This is a genomic window from Stenotrophomonas sp. 86156_Sma (assembly GCF_056481625.1).
This window is the reverse complement of record NZ_CM151157.1, coordinates 2,716,132-2,736,537: the sequence shown is the minus strand read 5'-3', so window position 1 is coordinate 2,736,537 and position 20,406 is coordinate 2,716,132. Positions and strand designations below refer to the sequence as shown.

Sequence of the window (20,406 nt, the reverse complement as noted above, 5' to 3'; positions counted from 1 at the left end):
CCGTCGTCGTTGCTGCGTTGTCGATCAGCCAGGCATGGCCTGGCTCTACTGGTCGGGTTTCACCCTTGCCACCCGTTTCCGGTACTCGTACACGTTGTCACCGCGTATGCGCTTTTCCTCGGTGCCGGTGACCCGGCCCACCTGCTGGTCTGAACCGGTCACGGGCTGCGCCTCGATTTCGGTCTCGTGCTCGAAGGAATGCGATTTGTCGGTGTTGCGGTAATAGCGGTACAACGCCCAATACAGCGCGGTTGCGCTGGCCGGACCTGCCGCCAACAGCCAGAGGCCACTGTCGTCGCTCATGTCGATGCCACCAGGAAGGCAATTGCGAGGGCTTCAATGACGGTGCCGGTGGCAAGGGCCGCCAGCAGCATCTTCCATTGCTGCACGGGCACGCTGCCCATGGTTTCGCCGGTACGGCCGTTCACCGCGATGTAGTGCAGCATGCCGCCGTTCTTGCCAGGCTGATGGTACGAGTACAGCCAGACCGGCAGGTACATCGACACCCAGCGGGTGCCATGCACCTCCAGCTGTTCCTGCTCCCAGCGCACGCCGCGGTTGTAGCGCTTCACCGAGCCTTCCACCTGTGCGCGGGCAATCGACAGCAGCTGGTCTTCCAGCCGCGGCCGCAGCTTTTCCACATCCAGGTTGCGCTTCTCCGAAGTGAAGCCGGCCAGGTAGGAGGCGTTCCATTTCACCGCGTTCTTGGTATCGAACGGCAGGATGGTGTTGATGATGTTGTTGGTGTTGGCGCGGGTATCCAGGTTGCCGCGCTCGGCCGAGGATTCCAGCGGAAGATCGTCGACGGTGAAATCGACCTGGCGTTCGACCTGGTAGACATCGGCGTCGTAGAGGGTGCGCTTGTTCTTCTCGCTGCCGACCGTGTACTCACGGGTCTTGATCTCGCCTTTGCCGGCCACCGCAGCGCTGACATTGCTGTCGACGATCATGTAGGGCAGGAACACGCCCACCACGTTTTCAGGGGTGAACTGGTCCTTGAACGCCTTCAGCGCGAACATCCGGCGCTTGTCGACGAACTGGCGGATGCGCGCGACCGCATCGTCCTTCTTGATGTGGAAGGGCAGCACCGCATCGGGTACCGCGCCATTGGCAATCTGCTCGTTGACGCCGAAGACGTGGCGGCACCAGTGGCAGCGCGCCGTCATCGTGCTTTCGGTGTTGACCGTGACTTCTGCGCCACAGCCCGTGCACTTGAAGGTCATCAACGCCGAGGTGTCGGCATCGATGTCGCGTGCGCCGGAGGCGATGACGGTGCCGCGCAGCTGGTCGATGGCCTCGCCCAGCCCGAACTCCTCCTCGACGCGTGCGCCATGCCATTCGTGACGGCAGTACAGGCAGACCAGGATATCGGTACCGGCCTTGGGCCGGATGTCGGTGGCGCCGCACTTCGGGCAGCGGTTGAGGCCGTCCTTCAGCTCGCTGGCCGAAGTATCGATGGCCACAGGATCGGGCGCTTCCACTTCATCGCGGATGGCCTGTGGCAGTTTCGAGGTGTCCTGCGGGAAGCTGCCGGGCAGGGGAGGGACGTCCTGCGGCGAACCGGGCCCATCCAACGACGCCGCCGGCAAGGGCGGCGGCGGCGCGGGCGCGGATCCGGGCAGCGGCGGTGGGCCGTTTCGGGGATCGGACATGTTCGTTGTGCGTCCTGCTGTTACAGGCCCAGTGCCTTGGCTTTCATGGCGTCATAGTCGCTCTGGGTGATCAGGCCCAGGTCCAGCATTTCCTTGGCCTTCTTCAGCTTGGCGACCGGGTCGTCGGCGGCCGGGGTGACCGGCTGCTGCATGCCACCCACTCCGAACATGCCAGAGGCCATGCCGACACCGACCAGGCCGGCCGCTCCGCCGTTCTCGCCGGCCGACTGGATGCCCTGGGCGACACTGGCCTGCAGGTTGGAATTGCCGCGCGAGCCCGACAGGGCATCGGCACGCTGCACGGTCTTCAGCAGTTCGCGGGTATTGGCGTCGTACTCGATGGAGACGATGGCGGTCTTGACGATGGCCAGGCCACGGTCCGACTTCCACTGGTAACCCTGTTCGACCGCAGCCGACAGGCTCTGCGCAAAGCCCAGCGAGTCCTGCTGCAGCTTGGTGATGCGGTTGCCCTTGCCCGGGTCGTTCGTATACAGGCTGAAGGCCGGGGCCAGCGAACCGACCACTTCATTGAACAGCTGGCTGGCGGCGGCGTTGTCCAGATCGGTGAAGTCGAACACCTGGCCAGGACGCAGATAGCTGGCCGGCACGAAATTCTTCACGAACAGGATCGGGTCGACGATCTTCAGCGTGTACGAACCACGCGTGACCGCGCCGACCTGGGTATTGAGGAAGCCGTCGTCCCAGTAGATTTCCGATTGGGTGCCGAAGCGGTTGTCCGGCAGTTCCTTCAGCGAGACGAAGTAGGCCGCCTGCTGCGAGCCCGGCTGGCCGCCGAACTTGAAGCGCTCCCAGCTCTGCTTGATGAAGGTGCTGACCAGGCCGTCACCGGCGAAGATCGACTGCGAGTTCAGGTCGTCCGAACGCCACTCGTAGCCGCCCGGTTCGGCAACGAACGCGGTGATCGCGCCGTCCTGGAACAGCAGCAGACCGTAGCCCTCCGGCACGATGATCTTCGAGCCGTTGGTGATGATGTTGGACGAGCCGCTGGTGTTGGAGCCGCGGCCGGCATTGGTGCCCTGCGGCACGGCCGCGAACAGGGCCGCCGTGGACGGCAGGCCCGCCGGCACGGTGTAGAAGTCCTTCCACTGGTCGGCCAGCACACCGCCAACCGCACCCTTCACCGCCTGTACCAGACCCATGACCAACTCCCTGTGATTCGAGGGCAGGCACCATGCCTGCCGAGCTGGACTGAATATAGCAGTGGCCGGGGGCGGCTGTGGTGCCGGTGGGTGAATGGGCACCGTGGAACCTCTGTAATAGTCCGGTCGTTGATTCCGCCGCCGACTCCGGGCCTAATCGGCGGAGGGGCAATGACGTCCCAGCCGACGCTGTGTCGGGTCTAGCCAAGGAGTGGAGACATGATGTCGAACAGTGATTCCGCAGAGCGCCGCATCCAGTACTACGCGTTGTTCGAACCCACAGAAGTGCTTGAGGATGGGCGGTGGAACCCGGAAGCGCAGGTTCTTGTCGACGCGATTCCAGTGTCAACTGCTGAAGCTCTGGCGGGGTTGGAAGGGATGCCGAGATCCATTGACTTTCTGTTGGGCAGCGTGCCTGCCGGTAGTATCCCGGTGCAGTGGCAAAGTGATGCGGAATGGCATCTCATCACGCTCACTGGCACGCCGACCGAAGATGCGATTCCGATGTCCACGGCTGTCCTTGGTCCGAACGCTGAAGGGCAAGATCTGACCTTGTTCCTGACGATCCAGAACATGTCCTCGCACGACGTTTCCATCACCGGAAAGATCGGAACGTTTCTTGCTGGAAAAGAAGCAGCACCTGGCACCATCGAAGAACTGCTTGATCGGATCGACGCAGAGTCAATTCATGGTGTTGCGATTTACGACGTGGGGCAGGCAAGCTTCAGTGCACTAGTCGATGAGCTGGAGCACCCGCACCTGTTTTTTGACATCGGTCGTCCACTCGGATTCAACGCATATACAAGACCGATGCTTCCAGCATTCGACCCGCTGGTATTCGCTCCCAGTGATACATATCCGCAACCAATCATCCTTTCCCATCTGGACCAGGATCATTGGCTGTTCGCTGTACAGTCTGGAGCTGCTGTTTGGGATCCGGCAGCAGGATACTGGAAGACGACTCCAATCTATCGCCAAGCGGCTCTTGAACGCGTATGGGTTGTAAGGCTTCCGCTTGGAATTCTCTACGGAGGCAGCCATATTCACTTCCTGCTGGAGCTGCACAGCCTCGGCATTCTGCTCGTCTGGCCGGAAGCATGCGCATTCATTAAATCGGGCGACCTTTCCATCTGGCAGTGCACTCCTTCAGTTGGCGCGCCGGCCACACAGCGATACATGAAAAACAACACTTCGCTGGCACTCAGGGTTGATTCTGCACATTCCGCCGCCGTGCTGTGTGGTGATGCCGACTACGGCTCATTCGCCCCAGGAGTTTTCGTTGATGTAACTGCTGTAGTCGCTCCACACCACGGCGGTTATATCCAGTTCGGAGCGACACCAAATGTGCGGGGCCCGGGCCGCATGGTCCTGTCGACGTATGAGAATGCCTACCCGAGCGTGCCCCATGACCAAACCATCGCCGATGCGCTGAACAACGGCTGGTTCGTAACTCGCACGGATGCAAGACATAGCTGTGGCCGATGCGGCAACGTTCATGGCCACAAGTACATTCCACTCGCTGGAACCCAGCCAGAATGTGGATGTGGAGTTGTCACTTCTGCGCAGATCTGCCTGCCGCACGTGCAATAGGACTCCAGCTGGCTACAACATGTACGGAATCTTGAACGCCAACGTGAAGTCCGGCGCATCCGGGGTCAACCCGATGCCCAGCAGCGTCACCAGCGTGGTGTGCTGGTTCAGCGCATAGGTCACGCCCAGGTTGAGTGATGCCGCATTGGCATCACTGCCGATTACCTTCATCCACTTGCCGCCCTGGAAGCGGGTGGAAGCGCGGGCGCTGATGCGGTCACTGAAGGACAGGCTCAGGCTGGTCCGCTCGTTGAATGCGAAGGCCACGCCTGCGCCGAAGTACACCGAGCCGCCCAGCTTCACATCGCCCGGGTTCACCGTGTCCGGATTACTGTCGATGTCGTTGAACCCGCGCGGGATGGAGTGCACGTAGCCGATGTTGGCAAACAGGATGGCCGGGTCGGCGGTCTTCACCATCGACAGGCCCAGGTTGGCCTGCCATACGCCATTGCCAGTGGGTTGCTCGCGCGGCACGGCGAAGCGGATGTAGTCGTCGTCATCGCGCTCGATCACCTTCCAGTCCAGGCCGTAGGGTGCGCGCCCGGTGGGGGCGGTGACGCCGGCGGTAAGCACGGTCTCAGGGCGCCAGCCGCGTTCGCCGAACAACCGGTAGTTCGCACTGAGCCCGATATCGCCCAGGCCGTTGCCGTTGGTCTCTTCCTGTGCAATGGCGGCCGCTGCTCCGCCGGCGCCGCCCTTCTGGTATACGGTGCGCCGGGCCAGGTAGGGCACGTCCAGGTTGAGCGTCAGGTTCGGGCTGACACCCCAGCGGGCCGCCACGTTGTAGGTCAGCGAGTCGGACTCCACGTTCTCGATGGCGATATTGCCGAGGAAAATGGCGTCCAGCGCGAGGAAGCCGTTGAGGGTGAGCTGCTTGCGGTCGTAGCGGGCGTAGGTGAGGCTGTTCTCGATGGTGAAGCGGCGGGAGAACAGGGCCGATTGCTGTTGCTTCACGTCGTCCACGCTGCGCCGCGACTCCTGCTTGGCCTGTTGCGCCTCGGCGGCGGTACTGGCGTAGCCCTCGCTGCTCGGAGGGACCGCGGCGGCGGCCGCCTGCGCCAATGGCGCGGCCGGTGGGGCTGTGACCGGGCCAACCCGCCCGCTCAAGCGCGCCTGCATGGCCTGGACCTGCATGTCCAGTTCGCGCAACCGCCGCACTTCCTGTGCGTAGTTGGCCTTCAGCTGTTCCAGCTGGTTGGCCAGGGCCTGCACGTCAGCGCCATCGTCAGACGTCGGCGGTGCGGCAAGGGCGGTGCCCGCCAGCGCCGCCAGCGCCAACGGCGTGATCCTCATCAGGGTGTGCATGTTGGTGTCCTGCGTTGTGGAGCGTTTCCCCCAATGCCAGGCCCTGTTACTGGCCTGGCCCCATACCGCGGTTCAACGCAATCGCCTGGGCCACGTTCTGGCTCAACGGCAGGTTGCTGCCCACGGCGTTGCGCACCAGCTCCAGCCGCAGCTGGTTACTGGCGATCTGGCCGTCACCGGCGAGGGCGATACCCTGGCCGACGCTGCCATTGCGGATCCACTGCTGCACCAGCCCCAGGCCATCCACCTGCAGCAGCAGGCGTGCCTGGTTGCCTTCCAGCACGGCGGTCGCGCTGGCGCCGGCCTGCTGCGCGGTGACGTTGCCTGCGCCATCAGAGAGAACGGCTGGCACGCCACCCTCGCGGATGGTCAGCGTGGTGACGTTGCGCGCGACATTGCCATCGCCGGCCACCTGCACGCTCTGCACCAGGCCGCTGGCGTTGGCCAGACCGCTGCTGTCGATGCTGCGTCCGTGGGTATCGGGCAGCGGCGCATCGGCTGCCGTGACATGCACGCTGGGCTGGAAACTCAGCTTCGGCACGCCACCACCACGGAAGTCCATGCCCAGGGTGAGGCTGCCCTGCAGCGTCGCGCCGTTGCTGGCCTGCCACTGCGACACCATGGTGACCCCGAACCAGGCAACGTTGTTGCCACCCACCGTGTAGCGCCCCCGCATCAGGCTCAGTTCCGGGTCCGGAATTTCCTTCAGGCCGCGACCGGGAGCGCCCTCTGCCGCCTGCAGGGGCAGGGCAGGGAAGGCCAGCAGCAGAGCCATCATCATCGGTTGGCGGAACATGGTCGAACCTCCTTCAGAACAGGTCGGCGTGGCTGAAGCCGAAGTCGACCAGTTCGGCATCGGTGATCGGCCCTTGCCGCGCGTAGAGCGCGCGGGCGCTTGGCCGTTCGCTGGGTTGCAGAAGAGCGGTGTTGCGATCGAAGTCGCTGCCGATCACCACGAAGACCGCGCGCGATGGCCAGGCGGCCAGGAACTCCGGAAGGGCCAGGCTGCGGTTGCCCAGGATCGGGTCGGCCACTTCCACGATGCCGTTGCGCACCTGCTTGAGCACCACGAAATGGCGGAAACCGCGCACGTCCATCAACACCAGCCCTGGCACGCGAAGGGTGCGCAGTCGTGTTTCATCGATGCGGTAGCCCCGACCGCGCATGCCCAGCGATTCCACGTAGCGCTTGATGTCGAGCAGCGAGAAGCCGCGCTCGGCTACCAGAGCGGGATCGGAGACCCCCATCATTCCCTCGATCACCGTCGCCTCGTCGGTATCAAGGTGGTAGGCGTGGCGCAGGATGGTGGCCAGCGCGGCGGCCCCGCAGCTGTAATCGGTGTGCTGCCGCACCACGTTGCGGTAGCGCCGCTCCTGCATGCTCTCCACCTTCTGCTGCAGCAACGCGCCATTGGGCAATACGCCGCTGAAGCGCACCTCGCCCGCCCACACGGAGGCGGTACCCAGCAGCAACAGCATCGCCAGCAGGCGCAACGAGAGGCGGCAACGGATCATCACGTTCTCCGGCAGCAGGGGGGAGCCCCTGTCCCAAGGGGGAGGAGGAACAGGGGCTCCCGGGAACCCGGCCATTGGCGGACGGCCGGGGTGTTGCGCTTACTCGCCGCTGCCGCCACCGCCGCCGGTGCTGGGCTGGGCGACGGCCAGGGCCAGGCTGTTGGCCTGCAGGTTGCCGGTGCCCGCAGCAACGTTCACGCCGATGTTGCCGGAGGCGCCGGAGAAGGCACTGCCGGACAACGCCGAGGTGTTGGTGGCGTTGACGTTCACCCAGCGCGTGGTGCTGACCGTGCCGCTGAGGCTGGCGTACAGATCGGCCACGCCCAGTTCGACGAACTGGCTGGTGCCACTCTCACGCGTATCGAAGCCCAGGCCGCCCACTCCCGCCCGGTTGGGGTTCATCGTGGCGTTCTGGATCTCGTTGTCCAGGTCGATGTGGCCGGTGCTGTTGCCACCCGGATGTGGAAGCTCGCCATTCCATGTATCCAGATAGTAGTTGGCCATCTGGTAGGCGTTGCCGGTGCCGCGGTAGGTGCCCGCGCCATAGGCCAGGGTCAGGCCGCTGACGCCGCCACGCATGCCGACCTGCACGGTATCCGTGTAGGACTGCACGAAGCCGGCATTGCTGACCGTGTTGCCGGTGGAGACCTGGTTGGAGCTGATGCTCGACTGCGCCACCGCGGTGGTCGCTACCGAGGCCGCGAGCGCGTTCTTCTGCTCGTTGTTGTTGCCCGAGGCGATGTTCACGCCGATGTTGCCCGAAGCACCACCGAAGGCGTTGCCGCCGAGACCTGCGGCGTTGGTGACGCCGGAGTTCATGGTGGCGTTGCCGAAGCCGGCCTGGTTGACGAACACCTCGGCGTCGGCCATGCCGAAGCTGAAGGACGCGTCGGCAGCGGACAGCGACGCGGCATTGTCCTGCGCGTTGTTGTCGCCGGACACCACGTTGAAGCCGAGATTGCCCGAGGCGCCGGCACCCACGCTGTCACCGATGGAAGCACTGTTGGTGACCAGGCTGTTGCTGGTGGCGTTGTTGCTGATCGACTGGCGGTTGTCGATCACGGCAATGGCCGCCGAGTCGAGGTCGATGTCGCCGGTGATGTTCGGGTCACCGGAGAAATTGATGTCGGTGCTCAGCCGCAGGTCCTTCTCCAGGTTCACGTCGACGCCGTGGTTGTTCTTTTCCTTGCGTTCGTCGGCCTGGATGTTGCTGTGTTTCTGCACATTGACGTTGACGGTGCGGTTGCGTACGTCGTTGTCGGTGTGGTTGTGGGTGTCGTTGCGGGTCTCGCTGACGGTGTGGTTGTGATTGATGTTCGCGTTGGCGTTCTGGTTGTCCCAGCCATTGGCCGCAGCGGCGGTCGAGGCAGTGGCAATCGCCATGGCGAGCATGGTCTGTTTGACGGTCGCTTTCATGGTGCCCTCTCTCTCATCAGGTGGTGCATCGGTTGGGTGGTTGTCACGGGCGGTCCTGCACGACCAGGCCCAATACGTTGGCCGTGTCGTTGCCGTTGCCCGCGATCTGATTGAGTTGCAGGACCCCGTCGAATCCCCGCAGTGCGGTGCTGGCTACACCTGCGCTGCGGGTGCCCGTCGCGACGCCGTGACCGGTGTCGTCCCGCCCCCCTGCCAACGCGGAACCCTCGGCGGCCAAGGCCGTATCGTCGGTTTCGCGTATGCCCTGTCGGGCCAGCGTCGCGCTGACGACGTTGAGCGTCGTGTTGGCGATGCCGCTGGCCTGGTTGATGGATGCGATGCCACTGGCACCGGCCAGTGCGTCACCGCCAATGAATGCAGTGGCCTGCAGCGGCCCGGACAGCACGCGGTTGCCCTGCTGCAGCTGCCGCGCATTGATCGCGACGTCGGCGCGATCACCCTTGGCGATACCCCGTAGGTTGGCCTGCACGTTGAGGTCGCCGGCGGCCTGGTTCACGGCGATGGCGCCATTCGTTCCGGCAATTGCGTGGCCGTCGATGCGGGCCACGTCGAGATAGGCGAGCATGCCGCTGTAGTCATCGGCCCGGGTCGCCCAGGGCGCGGCAGCGAGCAGCAGAAGCAACCCGTGCAGCGCCTTCATTTTCCACCTGCCGGGGCCGTGCCCTGCAGCGGGAACTGGGCCAGTGCGCCGCGCACGGTATCGGCGATACCGCGGGTGCTGCTGCCCACAGCACCGAGCGGTCCACTCATGGCACCCCCCAGATTGCTGCCGACCATGCCGTCGCCACTGCGGCCCAGCGTGCCGCCCAGGGCCTGCTGGGTGACCCGTTCAACAGTGGTGCCACCCGGCGCCGTGATGGACGCGGCCTGGCCGGCGCCCATGCCGGCATAGTCCTCATCGCTCAACTCGTCCATGCCGGTTGTTGTGCCGCCGGCACCCAATGCGGTGGCGATCTCGCGCTGCGGCTTCGGGTCGGCAATCAGCGCCATGCCCGGCGGTGCCATGCGGTATGCCGGGCGCGCGGATACATCCCGCAGCAGGACGATCTCGCCCGGTTGTGCCTTCACGCCTTGGCGGGCGCCGGATGCGGATGCGCCCGCGCCAACCGACAGCAGGGCCACTGCCAGTGCTGCGGCCAGGCCGCGAATCAGGGTGGAGCCGTCCATGCCGATCTCCCGCGATGGGTGCGGCGGAACCACGCATCAACCGTGCCAACTCCGAAGTGCCCACCGGCCAATGTCGGCACCGTGCCGCACCTGACCGGGCTGCTGCCACGCTGTTACAGGCACGTCGTGGAATTGTTGGGATTTCGAAGCCCCAGGCACCGCAGGGCAAGGGCGGCGGGCGACTGTCGCATCCGTGTTACAGGTGGCGTCGCGGTCTGCAACGGTGCCGCTTCAGCCAGGAATTTCTTGACGCACTGCTCATTGCGCCGCCGTTTAGGGAAGCGCTAGGATCCGCCCAACAAAGGCCGCCCCGGTGGCCGTAGAGGTCCCGGCGGGGGGCGGCACGCCGGTGATTGCCTGACAGTCCGCCGACGGTGTCCGGATGCTGGGGGAAGCATGGCAGCGGTCCCGGAGGCTTCAACGTCACGTTGCGTGCTCTGGTTTGGCGAGCCGTTGGCGAACGAGCGCAGTGCGCTGGCGGCAGCAGGCTGGTATGTGCGCAGCATCCGTCCCGATCCCGCCATGGCGATTGGCCTGCGCGGGCGCGATCGCTTGCTCGCCGTGCTCGATCTGCGCCACCTCGATGCGGTCGCGCTGCAGCTGCTGGTACCGTGGATCGAGCAGCACCAGCATCTACCCTGGCTGGCGGTACTGCCACCGGGTGCCGGACCTGCTTCAGCGGCCTGGCTGCCGTTGCTGCAGCGATGCTGTGCCCGCTTCACGCTGCCGTTCGGCCTGCAGGATCTGGTCTGCGCAATGCGCCAGCAGTTCGACGCAGATGATCCGCCTGTCGACGCAACCTGCAGCGGGCAGGGACCGCGCGCATTGATTGGTGAAAGCGCTGCGCTGCATGCGGTGCGCACGGTGCTGCACAAGTTCGCGCCGGTGGAGCTGCCGGTGCTGGTCACCGGCGAAACCGGTACAGGCAAGGAACTGGCCGCACATGCGCTGCATGCGTTGTCGGGGCGTGCTGGCAGGCCTTTCATTGCGGTGAACTGTGGTGCGATTCCGGCCAACCTGGTGCAGTCGGAGCTGTTCGGCCACGAACGTGGCTCGTTCACCGGTGCCGACAAGCGGCAGATCGGCGTGTTCGAATCCGCGCACGGCGGCACGGTGTTTCTGGACGAAGTCGGTGACCTGCCGTCGGAGGCACAGACCAGCCTGTTGCGTGTACTGCAGGAAGGCACCTTCGAGCGCGTCGGCAGCAGCCAGCCGTTGCGGGCGGATGTGAGAGTGCTGGCTGCCACCCACGTGGAACTGGAACACGCGGTGGCGCAGGGCCGGTTCCGCAGCGATCTCTACTACCGTCTGAACGTGCTGCGCCTGCTCATGCCACCATTGCGTGAGCGCGGTGCCGATGTGCAGCTGCTGGCCGAACACTTCCTGCGCTGTTTCCGGCAGCGCCACAGCGTGCGTGCACGCGGCTTTGCGCCGGCCGCACTGCAGGCCATGCGGCGTTTCGAATGGCCCGGCAACGTACGCGAACTGCTGAACCGTGTGCAGCGTGCAGCGATCATGGCCGAGGGCGAGCTGATCAGCGAGCGTGACCTGGAGCTGGGCGCATCCGTGGCGGTCCTGCCTGGGGCGATGCTGCACGATGCGCGGGGCCAGGCCGAGCGCGATGTGCTGCTGCAGACCCTGCGCCAGACCGGCTACAACGTTTCCGAGTGCGCGCGGCAGATGCAGATCTCGCGGGTGACGGTGTATCGCCTGTGCCGCAAGCACCGGTTGGAGCTGCCTGCGCAGCGCTGATCAGCCGGCCGCCAGGTGCTTGAACAGGCGCAACGGCTTGCCCGTGACGCGCTCGATCACGCCCTTGGCTTCCAGGTCCAGCTGCACGGCCTTCAACCACCAGCCGGCGGTGGCGCCTGCCGGGAACAGGGCGGTGGGCAGGTGCGGCAGCAGCGCCTGCTTGGCCTGCGCAACGGTCAACCCTGGCGGTTTCGCAGGCAGGGTCTGCAGCAAGGCATGGCGCATGGCGAGATACTTGGCACGATCCACGCGCTGGATGTGCCCGGGCGTGGTGATGCTCTCGATCTCGATCCGCTCGGGCTCAGACATGGCTATCTCCCGCGACTTCGATGCGTGGGCTGCGGAAGCCCATGGCGATCCACGCCTTCATCAACCGTGCATAGAACCGCAGCGACCGGGTCTGCAGGTTCGGCACATCGTCCGGAAGGACAGACGCATCAGGAAGATCACTGACCATCGTCCGCATCTCCACGGCGGGTCTTGCCGATGCGGGCCACAGCAGGCCATACAGGCTCAGCCAATGGCCGCCACTGAACTCCAGGAACAGCGGCGTATTGCAGCAGCCCGCCAGGACGCGGCGGCTGCCGCCCCTGCTGGACAAGCGCAACGCACGCAGCGTGGAATGTCCGGCGTCGATGCTGACGCGATCCTTGCGGTGCATTACGAAAAGCGTCTGGCCATGCGGGCCCAGTACTTCGGGTGCTCGGGGCAGCGACTGCAGCATGGCGCCGGCCTTGCGGCAGCTTTCGCAGCAGCATTCGACGGTGGCAATGGGTTGGCCCGTGGCGGTCAGGCGGACCTGGCCGCAGGCGCAGGCAAGGGACTGATGGGAGGGCATCTGCATTTTCTCCTGGGGTATTCATCCTCTCGACGAACCGGGGCGCCGGGAATCGACAACATCCGCCTTCAAGGGCGCTTCATCCGGTAGCGGATGCGGTACAGGTCCAACCCTGCACCGTCCGCACGCCGCGCCGAATAGGTCAACGTGCCGGGCTGCGAGCCATCCAGCATCGCGCCGTAGCTGTCGCCGGAGGTTTCGTTCAAGGGCGAGGGCAATGCATGGCCCGCGTCATAACGGCCTCCACGTTCGTAGGCAATGAACTGGCGCACCGGTGCGCTGCCGAAGTCGAGAGCGCGGGCAAAGACCACTGTACGGGCATCCCCGAGGAAGGTGGCATCGAACTCCTGCGCCGAGGTATTGAGGTCTCCGGGCAGTGGCCGCGCGGGCTGCGCCTCACCACGGACCATCGTTGCGACGTAGAGGTCATGGCCACCCGCACCGCCTGCACGATTGCTGGAGAACAGCAGCGTGGCTGCGTCTGGCGAGAGCATCGGCGCAAACTCATCGGCCGCGCTGTTCACTGCGGGGCCAAGATTGACCGGCTTCCCGAATCGGCCGTCGCTCCCCACGCTGACCCGATACAGATCGTCTCCGCCCTGGCCGCCTGCTCGATCCGAACAGAAATACACCACGCGGCCATCGGCGGAAAAGGCGGGATCGAAGTCACGTCCCGACGTGTTGAACGAGACCGGCTTCGCCGGCCGCCAGCGCTGTCCGTCGTGGTGTGAAACCCATATGTCATACCCGCCCGGACCGCCGGGCCGGTTGCGGCTGAACCACAGTGCGGTCTTTCCGTCCGGGCTCAAAGTCAGTCGAATCTCGTCGTACTGCGTGGATGCAATGCCCGGAGCAAAGCGCTCGGCCGGGCCGACGATCTGCAGCACCCTGGATGGAGACGCGCCAGGCGACGCAGACACCAGCAGCATCACGGCCAGCAGCGCCTTCATGCCTGCCGCTCGAAGTCGCTGACCCAGTTGGTTTCCCAGCTGCGTCCACCATCGGTCGAGGCCGCCTGTTCCCAGCGCGCCGAACGCGGGGTAATGCGTGACCAGATCACCCGCGTCTGGATCGCTCGTCCGTCGTGCTGGTCTTCGCCGAAGAAGCGACCGACACCGGCCTCGAAACCACCGCGCATCGGCGCGCCGATCCGGGTCGGCTCCCGGCCATCCAGCCACCAGCTCAGCCAGTGCCGCTCAGCCGCATTCCAGGCGCGGATGCCCATGCCGCGCAGCGGCGCTCCTGGCACGTCCATCAGATTGTCACCTGCGTTGCCGAATCCTCCCAGTACCGGCCAGTTGTGCAGGGTGCCGTTGAACGCGTCCCACGCATCGCTGCCTGCCAGTCGGGCGCGCAGGCGACGATGGCGCACGTTCCAATGGCCCACCAGAAAATCAAAATCGCCCGGTGCGTCCGGCAGCTTCGCAAGCGGCGAGGGGGCCGCGGCCGTGCGGCGGAACCAGTTGCGCCAGTTCACCTCCCAGTGCGCACCGGCGTCGTCGGAGAATGCCTGTTCCCACCACGGCTCCTCGCCATGGATGGCGTGCCACCGGAACCACACGTCGATGGGGCGTCCGTCGATCTGGTCGGTACCGCGAAAGTCGCCGGCATCGCCCTTGAAACCGCCGCGTACGGGGGCTTCGATATGGGCAGGATTGCGGCCATCGATCCACCAGATCGACCACGTGGAAGACACCGGATCAAAGGCACGCACGCCCAGGCCCCTGTAGGGACCCGAGGGCAGTTCCATGACGTTGTCATCGATGGTGCCGAGCCCGCCCAGGGTGAGCCAGACCGCGCTGGCGCCGGTGAAGGCTTCCCAGCGGGTATCGCCCACCAGCCGCTCCTTCAGGCGTTGGTGCCGGACCTGCCAGTTGCCCTGCAACCATTTCCAGTCTTCGCTGTGACTGGCCAGGGCCCACCCGGCGGGCAGGGCGGTGGACGCGGCCGTGGCGGCCAGGGTGACCAGGAACTGCCGTCGATCCATATGCGTGATCCCCTACCGAAGGTGCCCCCATGGTTGCGGGTACGAAGGGGATTGACCACGCAGATATCGGGGCTCAGGCTAAGTCACACTTATGGTCACCCAACGCCAGCTGCCATCGCTTGCCGCCATCCGCGCCTTCGAGGCGGCGGCGCGGCTGGGCAGCTTCGCGCGTGCCGCCGAGGAGCTCGACACCACTGCGGCATCGGTGAGCTATCACGTGCGGCGGCTGGAGGCCCAGACCGGTACCTGCCTGTTCCTGCGCCACGCACAGCACGTGGAACTGACGGTGGTGGGTGCCAGCGTCGCGCGGGAAGCCACCCGGGCATTCGACGCACTACGCGCCAGCTTCATGCGCGCCGCTGGCATGGATGCGGCGCGACTGCGCCTGTCCGTACTGCCAACGCTGGGCACCAGTTGGTTGACGCCGCGGCTGGGTACGTTCCGCGCCCGCCATCGGCAGCTCCTGCTGGAACTGGATCTGTCGGCAGAGCCGCAGGATCTTGCCGCCGGCCACTTCGATGCCGCCATCCGCAACGGGAATGGCGAGTGGCCTGGGCTGCAGGCCACGCCCTTGTTCCCCAGCGTTTTCATGCCGTTGTGTGCGCCGGCGCTGCTGCCGGCGGCCCGTGGGCTGGGCAGCACCACGCTGGAGATTCCGCTGCTCGGTCGGCCGGACTGGTGGGCCCTGTGGTTCGCCGCGCACGGGCACCTTCCACCGCCGGCACCAGGGAGTCTGGTCACGCCCTTCGCCGTCGAGCATCTGGATGTCGGTGCCGCGATCGCAGGGCAGGGCATCGCCATCGGTTCGCCGATCCTGTTCCAGGCCGAGCTGGAGAGCGGGCGCCTGGTGCAGGCGCATCCGGGTGTCGCCAGCGACGGTCGCAGCTTCTGGTTCGTGGCGCCCTCGGCGCGGAGTGGGAGCGCCAAGGTCATCGCATTCCGTGACTGGGTGGTCGAACAGGCCGCCGAGGCACGGCACGCAGCACGCCATCATCTGGCCCAAGCGGTGACGCCGTGAACCAGAGCCCCGAACTGCTGCGACGCCTGCTGCGTGCCAAGGACCGGATGGACCGGGCCAGCCATGAGGAATGGCCAGTCACACGCCTGGCCGAGGTCAGTGCGGTGTCGCCGGCGCACTTCGCCCGCTCGTTCAAGCAGGCATTCGGGCTGCCGCCGCACCGGTATCTTCTCAGCCGCCGCATCGAACGGGCCGTGGCGATGTTGCGTGACACCGACCTGCCGGTGACCGAAATCGCCGTGCAGACCGGGTGGGGCAGCCTGGGCACCTTTGGCCGCATCTTCCGTGACATCACCGGTGACAGCCCGGGCAATGTGCGTGAGCGTGAGCGTGCAGGCCAGGCGGCGTCGGCCAGCGTGCCGGAATGCCACGCACGTGCCGCACAGCGACCGGACCTTAAGATCGCAGTTTTGGAGAAGCGTCGCCGCGAGGCGGTTGCTAACGTGGACCCCACCTGAGGGAGGTCCCATGACGAACACTGTGAACACGGTCGGCCTGTATGTGCGCGACCAGGATGAGGCGCTCGCGTTCTATGTCGGCAAGCTCGGCTTCGAAGTGCATACCGATGTACGCAACGGCAGCTACCGCTGGCTGACGGTACGCAGCCCGGGCCAGGACGGTTTCCAGCTGGGCCTGTTCGTGCCTGGCCCGCCCACCCACGATGCGGCCACCGCGCTTTCGCTGCAGCAGCTGGTGGCCAAGGGCGCAATGCCGCCGCTGGTGCTGGCCGTGGATGACTGCCAGGCGCGCTACACGCAATGGCTGGCGCTGGGCGTGGAATTCACCCAGGAGCCGATCGAGCGCTATGGCGCCGTGGACGCCGGATTCCGCGATCCATCAGGCAATGGCTGGAAGATGATCGAAGCCCGCTCCGAGACGAGGCGCCGGCAATGAGCCGCGGTGGCTGGGCACGGCCCGTGCACCGTTGGACCTCGATCGTGTTCACCCTGGCGGTGATCGCCAACTTCGTAGTGCGCGCGATGGGACAGGGCGAGCCTGCGGCGTGGCTCACCTACTCGCCGTTGCCACCCCTGTTCCTGCAACTGTTCACCGGCCTTTACCTGTTCGTGCTGCACTACGCCGGAAGGCGCCGCAGCGCCGCACTCGGCGCTGCGGGCTGAGGCAAGGTCAGGCGACCGCGTCGACCGCATGGGCGGCAAGCAGGGCGGGCAGGTCTTCCATGCGCTGGAAGATCACCTGTGCACCCGCTGCACGCAGGGCCTCCGGCGTACTGTGGTGCGGACCGCCTTCACTGAAGCCGAACACGGTTGCGCCAGCGGCCACACCGGCCGTTGCACCGGTAACAGTGTCCTCGATCACCGCGCAACGCTTCGGGTCCACGCCCAGCGCAGCGGCGGCGGCCAGATAGACATCCGGATGCGGCTTGGTGTGCGGCATGTCCTGGCCGCTGAACACGTGGGCCCCGAAGGCATCAAGGATGCCGACCTTGCCCAGCTGCAGCTTGACCTTGTGCAGATCGGCGCCGGACGCGCATGCAATCCGGCCGCCGGTGAGCACCGCGATCGCACGCACCGCCTCGGGCGCACCCTGGATGGCAACCAGCTCACGTTCCAACGCGCGGTTGCGCTGCTGGCGGAACTCTTCCAGCCATTCCTCGGTGAACGGCTTGCCGGTGCGTTCTTCGATCAGGCCGGCCAGATGGGCCACGGACTGGCCCAGGAACACCTCACCGGCCTGCGCCGGGGTCAGCGGCCAGCCGCGCTCGGTCAGCATTTCCGAAAGCACGCGGGCGACCAGCGGCTCGGAATCAACGAGTACGCCATCGCAGTCGAACAGCACGGCATCGAAGGGGAAACGGGACATCTACAGCTCCTTGAAACAACAGCCATGGGGGCGATCAGCGGGTATTTTCCCACGGTGGAGACGGAACGAACGCCTCGACCAGCGCATCCACTGCGGCACGCACCTTGGGAGCAAGGTCGCGGGTGGTAGGCCAGAGCGCATGCAGGGGCGCGCCCGCGCTACCCGTGGCAGGGAATACGGCCACCAGTGCGCCGCTGCGCAGCGCGTCCCCCACCAGCCAGGTGGTCGCTTCTGCAATGCCCAGCCCGGCCAGCAATGCGCTACGCAGCGCATCGCCGTCACTGATGCGGTGGCGCCCTTCAATGCGGTGCTGGACAAGCCCGCCGCAGCCGTCCGGCACCGTCCAGGGCAGCGCGTGCCCCTGCCGGCCGAAGGTGATGCAGTCGTGTCCGGCAAGATCCTGGGCGCGCACCGGGACGCCACGTGCCGCCAGGTATCCGGGTGCAGCGCATATCACGGCATGCTGGCGGCCGAGCGCCCGGGCAGAGAGCGAGCTGCTGTCGTCAAGCGGCCCCAGGCGGACGGCCAGATCGACGTTTTCCTCGAGCAGATCGACCCTGCGGTCGGTGAAGCTGACATCGAGCTGCAGCCGCGAATGGCGTTGCGCCAGTCCGATCAGTACCGGCATCACCCAGCGCTGCCCGAACGCTACCGGCAGGCTGACCCGCAACAGGCCGGAAACCTCCTGCCGCCGCGACGCTGCGTTGGATTCGGCTTCGTCCAGTTCGGCCAGGATGCGCCGGCAGACCTGGTAGAACTCGGCGCCCTCGACAGTGAGCGCCAGCCTGCGCGTGGTGCGATCCAGCAACCGGGTGCCCAGTCGCCGCTCCAGCGTGGCCACACTCTTGCCAACGGCCGATTTGCTCAGCCCCATGCGCAGACCGGCTGCGGTGAAGCTGCCGGCGTCCACGGCCTGGACGAACACACTGATTCCCTGCAGGCGCGCCGCACTGTAGCTGGTCATATGCGTCAATTGGGGAATTTATGGATTCAGTGTATCGACAATATCCCGTCACTGAACACCTCCATGCGTCAATAGACTTTCCTGGCGCACTTCCGCGCGCCAATGAGTGATTTCCCATGTCTGTTTCGACCATGAAGGTCTGGGAGCTCGATGCCCCGGGCCTTGCTCACCTGCGCTGCGTACGGCGCCCCATTCCCAGGCCAGGCCCTGGTGAGGTACTGGTCAAGGTCGGTGCCGTGTCGCTCAACTACCGCGATCGCCTGGTGATCGACGGCGGACTGTTGTCCGGTCCGCTGCCACACCCGTTTGTTCCCGCTTCGGACATGGCCGGCGTCATTGTCGAAACCGGAAGCCCAGCGCGACGCTTCAGCGTTGGCCAGCGGGTGATGGGCAATTTCTGGACGCAGTGGCTCGATGGCGCGCCTCCGCCCGAGATGCTGCAGCACGGACTGTCCCTGGGCGGTCCGCTGCCGGGCGTGCTGGCGGAGTATGTGGTGCTGCCGGAGGACGTGGCAGTCGCTACGCCCCCCTCGTTGTCTGACCTGCAGGCCAGCACGTTGCCGGTGGCGGCGCTGACGGCCTGGTTTGCACTGGTCGAGGCCGGCCAACTCGCTCCTGGCCAGACCGTGCTTGTGCAGGGGACCGGTGGTGTTTCCTTGTTCGGGCTGCAGTTCGCCCAGCGGCTGGGAGCCCGGGTAATCGTGACTTCACGCAGTGACAGCAAGCTTGCCCTTGCAGAACGGCTGGGTGCATGGGCGTCGATCAACACGCGGCAACATCCTGCATGGGGCGCGCGAGCGATGGAGCTGAGCGGAGGGCAGGGCGTCGATCATGTGCTTGAGCTGCTCGGAGGCGGCAACCTCGCCCAGAGCGTGGAGGCGCTCGCAGTGGGCGGGCACATCCTGCAGATCGGCTTCCTCGAGGATCCCGACCTGCACATGCCGGCGGTTCCCCTCATGCTGCGCCGCGCGACGCTGAAGGGGGTTTCGGTTGGCCATCGCCAGGCCTTCGAGGCGATGAACGTCTTCATCGAACGCGAGCGCCTGCAGCCTGTCATCGACAGCGTGCATTCGTTCGCCGGCCTGCCTGCGGCACTGGCAGCACTGCAGCAGGGGCCGTTCGGCAAAGTGGTGGTGCAGGTGGCAGAGCACTGAATCCAAGTGCGCCGTACCTGTCCAGGCGAAGTGCGCCTGTGCGGCCGGAATCGCGACCGCACGGGCGTCCTGGCAGCTCAGCCCAGATCACAGCCCGCCGGCTGCGGCCAGGTGGTGGCCGGCAGCATGTTCTTCAGCGAAGCGGGCGCGTTGATCGCCACATAGCTGGCGCCCAGCAGCTCCTCGAGGTCGGCGATGGTCACCAGGTAGCTGTCCAGGCTGCCCAGGTTCGCTTCATTCGGGATGATCCAGCTGATCGCCTTGGCGGTACCGGTGTTCGGATCGCGGGTGATGATCGTCTTCCAGAAGAATTCCGGGGTCGGAATGCCGTGACTGGCGAGGAAGTAATCGTTGGAGGCATCGCCATAGACCACGCCGCCATAGACATCCACCGGCGCGATGTCGCGGTAGCACTCGGCCACGTTTTCGGCTTTGACCCAGACGCCCTGATTGAAGCTGGAAACCTGCGGAACGATGTTGGTCATGTAGTTTGCGCGACGGATGTAGGTCGCGTTGTAGTCCATGTGGTTGGAGGTCACCAGATGGCCGCGGTCATAGCCGCTGCGGATGCTGGCATACGACGCGGTGCTGTTCTGGCCGAGGCAGCCGGCCGGCAGGTCCGGGTCTTTGTAGAAGCTGGACGGGCGCGCGGCGGAGCCGGTGTCGGCGGTGAGCGTGTACTCGTAGCGGGTGGCGCTGTGGATGTTGCAGTCGTAGGTGAGCACGAAGCCGCCCTTGTTGAGGGTGACGACCTGGGCCTGGGCGGCACCGGCGAAGGTACTGAGGACGAACGCGAAGAAGAAACCTGCAAGGCGCATTGCGATTCTCCAGCAGAGGATTCAGGACGCAGCCGCCCGCCACGACCGGGCGGGAGCGAGGTCATGTGAGGACACTGCGTAGTCGGGTAGTGCGGAATGCGTGGGACGTGACCGCGATGACAGGGCCGCGGAGGCCGTGCGGTGTCGTAAGCGTCACAAGCTGTCGTCTTTCGGTCAATGGCGAAACGACGAAGCTGTGACAGCGCGCAAGCACTGGAGATGTGTC

Annotated in this window: 23 protein-coding genes and 1 pseudogene; 7 read left to right on the top strand and 17 right to left on the bottom strand. The window is 65.7% G+C overall.

Annotation, left to right across the window (positions count from 1 at the left end; all coding sequences use genetic code 11):
• Window positions 1-45 precede the first annotated feature (45 nt).
• From ACZK33_RS12730 to ACZK33_RS12720, 3 genes are read right to left on the bottom strand one after another with little or no spacing between them, the layout of a single operon-like run.
• Window positions 46-303: a hypothetical protein gene (locus ACZK33_RS12730; RefSeq protein ID WP_423174006.1), complete on the bottom strand. Its 258-nt coding sequence runs from the start codon at window positions 301-303 to the stop codon at window positions 46-48.
• Window positions 300-1,652: a TFIIB-type zinc ribbon-containing protein gene (locus ACZK33_RS12725; RefSeq protein ID WP_423174005.1), complete on the bottom strand. Its 1,353-nt coding sequence runs from the start codon at window positions 1,650-1,652 to the stop codon at window positions 300-302. Before ACZK33_RS12725 ends, ACZK33_RS12730 begins: the two co-directional genes overlap by 4 nt.
• A gap of 20 nt (window positions 1,653-1,672) precedes the next feature.
• Window positions 1,673-2,812, bottom strand: a complete 1,140-nt coding sequence (locus ACZK33_RS12720) for an SPFH domain-containing protein (protein WP_423174004.1) — start codon at window positions 2,810-2,812, stop codon at window positions 1,673-1,675.
• Between the two features lie 219 nt (window positions 2,813-3,031).
• On the opposite strand from ACZK33_RS12720, the gene ACZK33_RS12715 reads away from it, so the two are divergent.
• Complete coding sequence (locus ACZK33_RS12715; RefSeq protein WP_423174003.1) at window positions 3,032-4,402, top strand: ComEC/Rec2 family competence protein; 1,371 nt, start codon at window positions 3,032-3,034, stop codon at window positions 4,400-4,402.
• 12 nt (window positions 4,403-4,414) lie between these two features.
• Here the strand turns inward: ACZK33_RS12715 and ACZK33_RS12710 are convergent, their stop codons facing one another.
• The 6 genes from ACZK33_RS12710 to ACZK33_RS12685 all read right to left on the bottom strand — a co-directional run bounded on the left by ACZK33_RS12710 (window position 4,415) and on the right by ACZK33_RS12685 (window position 9,825).
• On the bottom strand, window positions 4,415-5,707 hold the full coding sequence (locus tag ACZK33_RS12710; protein WP_032127219.1) for a transporter: 1,293 nt from the start codon (window positions 5,705-5,707) through the stop codon (window positions 4,415-4,417).
• Window positions 5,708-5,753: 46 nt separating this feature from the next.
• A complete protein-coding gene (locus tag ACZK33_RS12705) occupies window positions 5,754-6,503 on the bottom strand; it encodes a hypothetical protein (RefSeq protein ID WP_423174002.1) in 750 nt (249 codons plus the stop codon).
• Window positions 6,504-6,516: 13 nt separating this feature from the next.
• Window positions 6,517-7,221, bottom strand: coding sequence for a C39 family peptidase (locus ACZK33_RS12700; protein WP_423174001.1), 705 nt, complete (start codon window positions 7,219-7,221; stop codon window positions 6,517-6,519).
• 99 nt (window positions 7,222-7,320) lie between these two features.
• The gene (locus ACZK33_RS12695) at window positions 7,321-8,637 is read right to left on the bottom strand and encodes an adhesin (RefSeq protein WP_423174000.1); all 1,317 of its coding nucleotides are present in this window, start codon (window positions 8,635-8,637) and stop codon (window positions 7,321-7,323) included.
• Between the two features lie 43 nt (window positions 8,638-8,680).
• Window positions 8,681-9,298: a hypothetical protein gene (locus ACZK33_RS12690; RefSeq protein WP_423173999.1), complete on the bottom strand. Its 618-nt coding sequence runs from the start codon at window positions 9,296-9,298 to the stop codon at window positions 8,681-8,683.
• Window positions 9,295-9,825, bottom strand: coding sequence for a hypothetical protein (locus ACZK33_RS12685; protein WP_049422221.1), 531 nt, complete (start codon window positions 9,823-9,825; stop codon window positions 9,295-9,297). The genes ACZK33_RS12690 and ACZK33_RS12685 overlap by 4 nt, the downstream gene beginning before the upstream one ends.
• A 396-nt stretch (window positions 9,826-10,221) precedes the next feature.
• Between ACZK33_RS12685 and ACZK33_RS12680 the strand changes: the two genes are divergently transcribed.
• Window positions 10,222-11,577 carry a sigma-54 interaction domain-containing protein gene (locus tag ACZK33_RS12680; RefSeq protein ID WP_423173998.1) on the top strand — a complete coding sequence of 452 codons (1,356 nt, stop codon included), beginning with the start codon at window positions 10,222-10,224 and terminating at the stop codon, window positions 11,575-11,577.
• On the opposite strand, the gene ACZK33_RS12675 is transcribed toward ACZK33_RS12680, so the two are convergent.
• From ACZK33_RS12675 to ACZK33_RS12655, 5 genes and pseudogenes are all read right to left on the bottom strand, one after another.
• Window positions 11,578-11,886 (bottom strand): DUF6958 family protein, encoded by a 309-nt coding sequence (locus ACZK33_RS12675; protein WP_049401493.1) that lies wholly within the window; start codon window positions 11,884-11,886, stop codon window positions 11,578-11,580.
• Window positions 11,879-12,301 carry a GFA family protein gene (locus ACZK33_RS12670; RefSeq protein WP_423173997.1) on the bottom strand — a complete coding sequence of 141 codons (423 nt, stop codon included), beginning with the start codon at window positions 12,299-12,301 and terminating at the stop codon, window positions 11,879-11,881. The genes ACZK33_RS12675 and ACZK33_RS12670 overlap by 8 nt, the downstream gene beginning before the upstream one ends.
• A gap of 45 nt (window positions 12,302-12,346) precedes the next feature.
• A pseudogene (locus ACZK33_RS12665) lies at window positions 12,347-12,415 on the bottom strand (GFA family protein); the annotation flags it as partial.
• A 68-nt stretch (window positions 12,416-12,483) separates the two neighbouring features.
• Window positions 12,484-13,365 carry a TolB family protein gene (locus tag ACZK33_RS12660; RefSeq protein WP_423173996.1) on the bottom strand — a complete coding sequence of 294 codons (882 nt, stop codon included), beginning with the start codon at window positions 13,363-13,365 and terminating at the stop codon, window positions 12,484-12,486.
• The gene (locus tag ACZK33_RS12655; protein WP_423173995.1) at window positions 13,362-14,402 is read right to left on the bottom strand and encodes a hypothetical protein; all 1,041 of its coding nucleotides are present in this window, start codon (window positions 14,400-14,402) and stop codon (window positions 13,362-13,364) included. Before ACZK33_RS12655 ends, ACZK33_RS12660 begins: the two co-directional genes overlap by 4 nt.
• 91 nt (window positions 14,403-14,493) lie before the next feature.
• Here ACZK33_RS12655 and ACZK33_RS12650 point away from each other — a divergent pair, with 91 nt between their 5' ends.
• From ACZK33_RS12650 to ACZK33_RS12635, 4 genes are read left to right on the top strand one after another with little or no spacing between them, the layout of a single operon-like run.
• Entirely contained in the window at window positions 14,494-15,420 is a 927-nt protein-coding gene (locus ACZK33_RS12650) for a LysR substrate-binding domain-containing protein (RefSeq protein ID WP_423173994.1), read from the top strand.
• Window positions 15,417-15,878 carry a helix-turn-helix domain-containing protein gene (locus ACZK33_RS12645; RefSeq protein ID WP_107431935.1) on the top strand — a complete coding sequence of 154 codons (462 nt, stop codon included), beginning with the start codon at window positions 15,417-15,419 and terminating at the stop codon, window positions 15,876-15,878. The genes ACZK33_RS12650 and ACZK33_RS12645 overlap by 4 nt, the downstream gene beginning before the upstream one ends.
• A gap of 10 nt (window positions 15,879-15,888) precedes the next feature.
• Window positions 15,889-16,314 carry a VOC family protein gene (locus ACZK33_RS12640; RefSeq protein WP_071228312.1) on the top strand — a complete coding sequence of 142 codons (426 nt, stop codon included), beginning with the start codon at window positions 15,889-15,891 and terminating at the stop codon, window positions 16,312-16,314.
• Window positions 16,311-16,541 carry a hypothetical protein gene (locus ACZK33_RS12635; RefSeq protein ID WP_121503346.1) on the top strand — a complete coding sequence of 77 codons (231 nt, stop codon included), beginning with the start codon at window positions 16,311-16,313 and terminating at the stop codon, window positions 16,539-16,541. The genes ACZK33_RS12640 and ACZK33_RS12635 overlap by 4 nt, the downstream gene beginning before the upstream one ends.
• Before the next feature lie 7 nt (window positions 16,542-16,548).
• Here ACZK33_RS12635 and ACZK33_RS12630 read toward each other — a convergent pair whose 3' ends face one another.
• Together ACZK33_RS12630 and ACZK33_RS12625 are read right to left on the bottom strand one after the other, a co-directional pair.
• Window positions 16,549-17,244, bottom strand: coding sequence for an HAD family hydrolase (locus ACZK33_RS12630; RefSeq protein WP_423173993.1), 696 nt, complete (start codon window positions 17,242-17,244; stop codon window positions 16,549-16,551).
• A gap of 34 nt (window positions 17,245-17,278) precedes the next feature.
• Window positions 17,279-18,208 (bottom strand): LysR family transcriptional regulator, encoded by a 930-nt coding sequence (locus ACZK33_RS12625; RefSeq protein ID WP_423173992.1) that lies wholly within the window; start codon window positions 18,206-18,208, stop codon window positions 17,279-17,281.
• Between the two features lie 116 nt (window positions 18,209-18,324).
• Here ACZK33_RS12625 and ACZK33_RS12620 point away from each other — a divergent pair, with 116 nt between their 5' ends.
• On the top strand, window positions 18,325-19,362 hold the full coding sequence (locus tag ACZK33_RS12620; RefSeq protein WP_032127236.1) for a zinc-dependent alcohol dehydrogenase family protein: 1,038 nt from the start codon (window positions 18,325-18,327) through the stop codon (window positions 19,360-19,362).
• Window positions 19,363-19,439: 77 nt separating this feature from the next.
• Here ACZK33_RS12620 and ACZK33_RS12615 read toward each other — a convergent pair whose 3' ends face one another.
• The gene (locus ACZK33_RS12615; protein WP_423173991.1) at window positions 19,440-20,180 is read right to left on the bottom strand and encodes a DNA/RNA non-specific endonuclease; all 741 of its coding nucleotides are present in this window, start codon (window positions 20,178-20,180) and stop codon (window positions 19,440-19,442) included.
• Window positions 20,181-20,406: the final 226 nt, after the last annotated feature.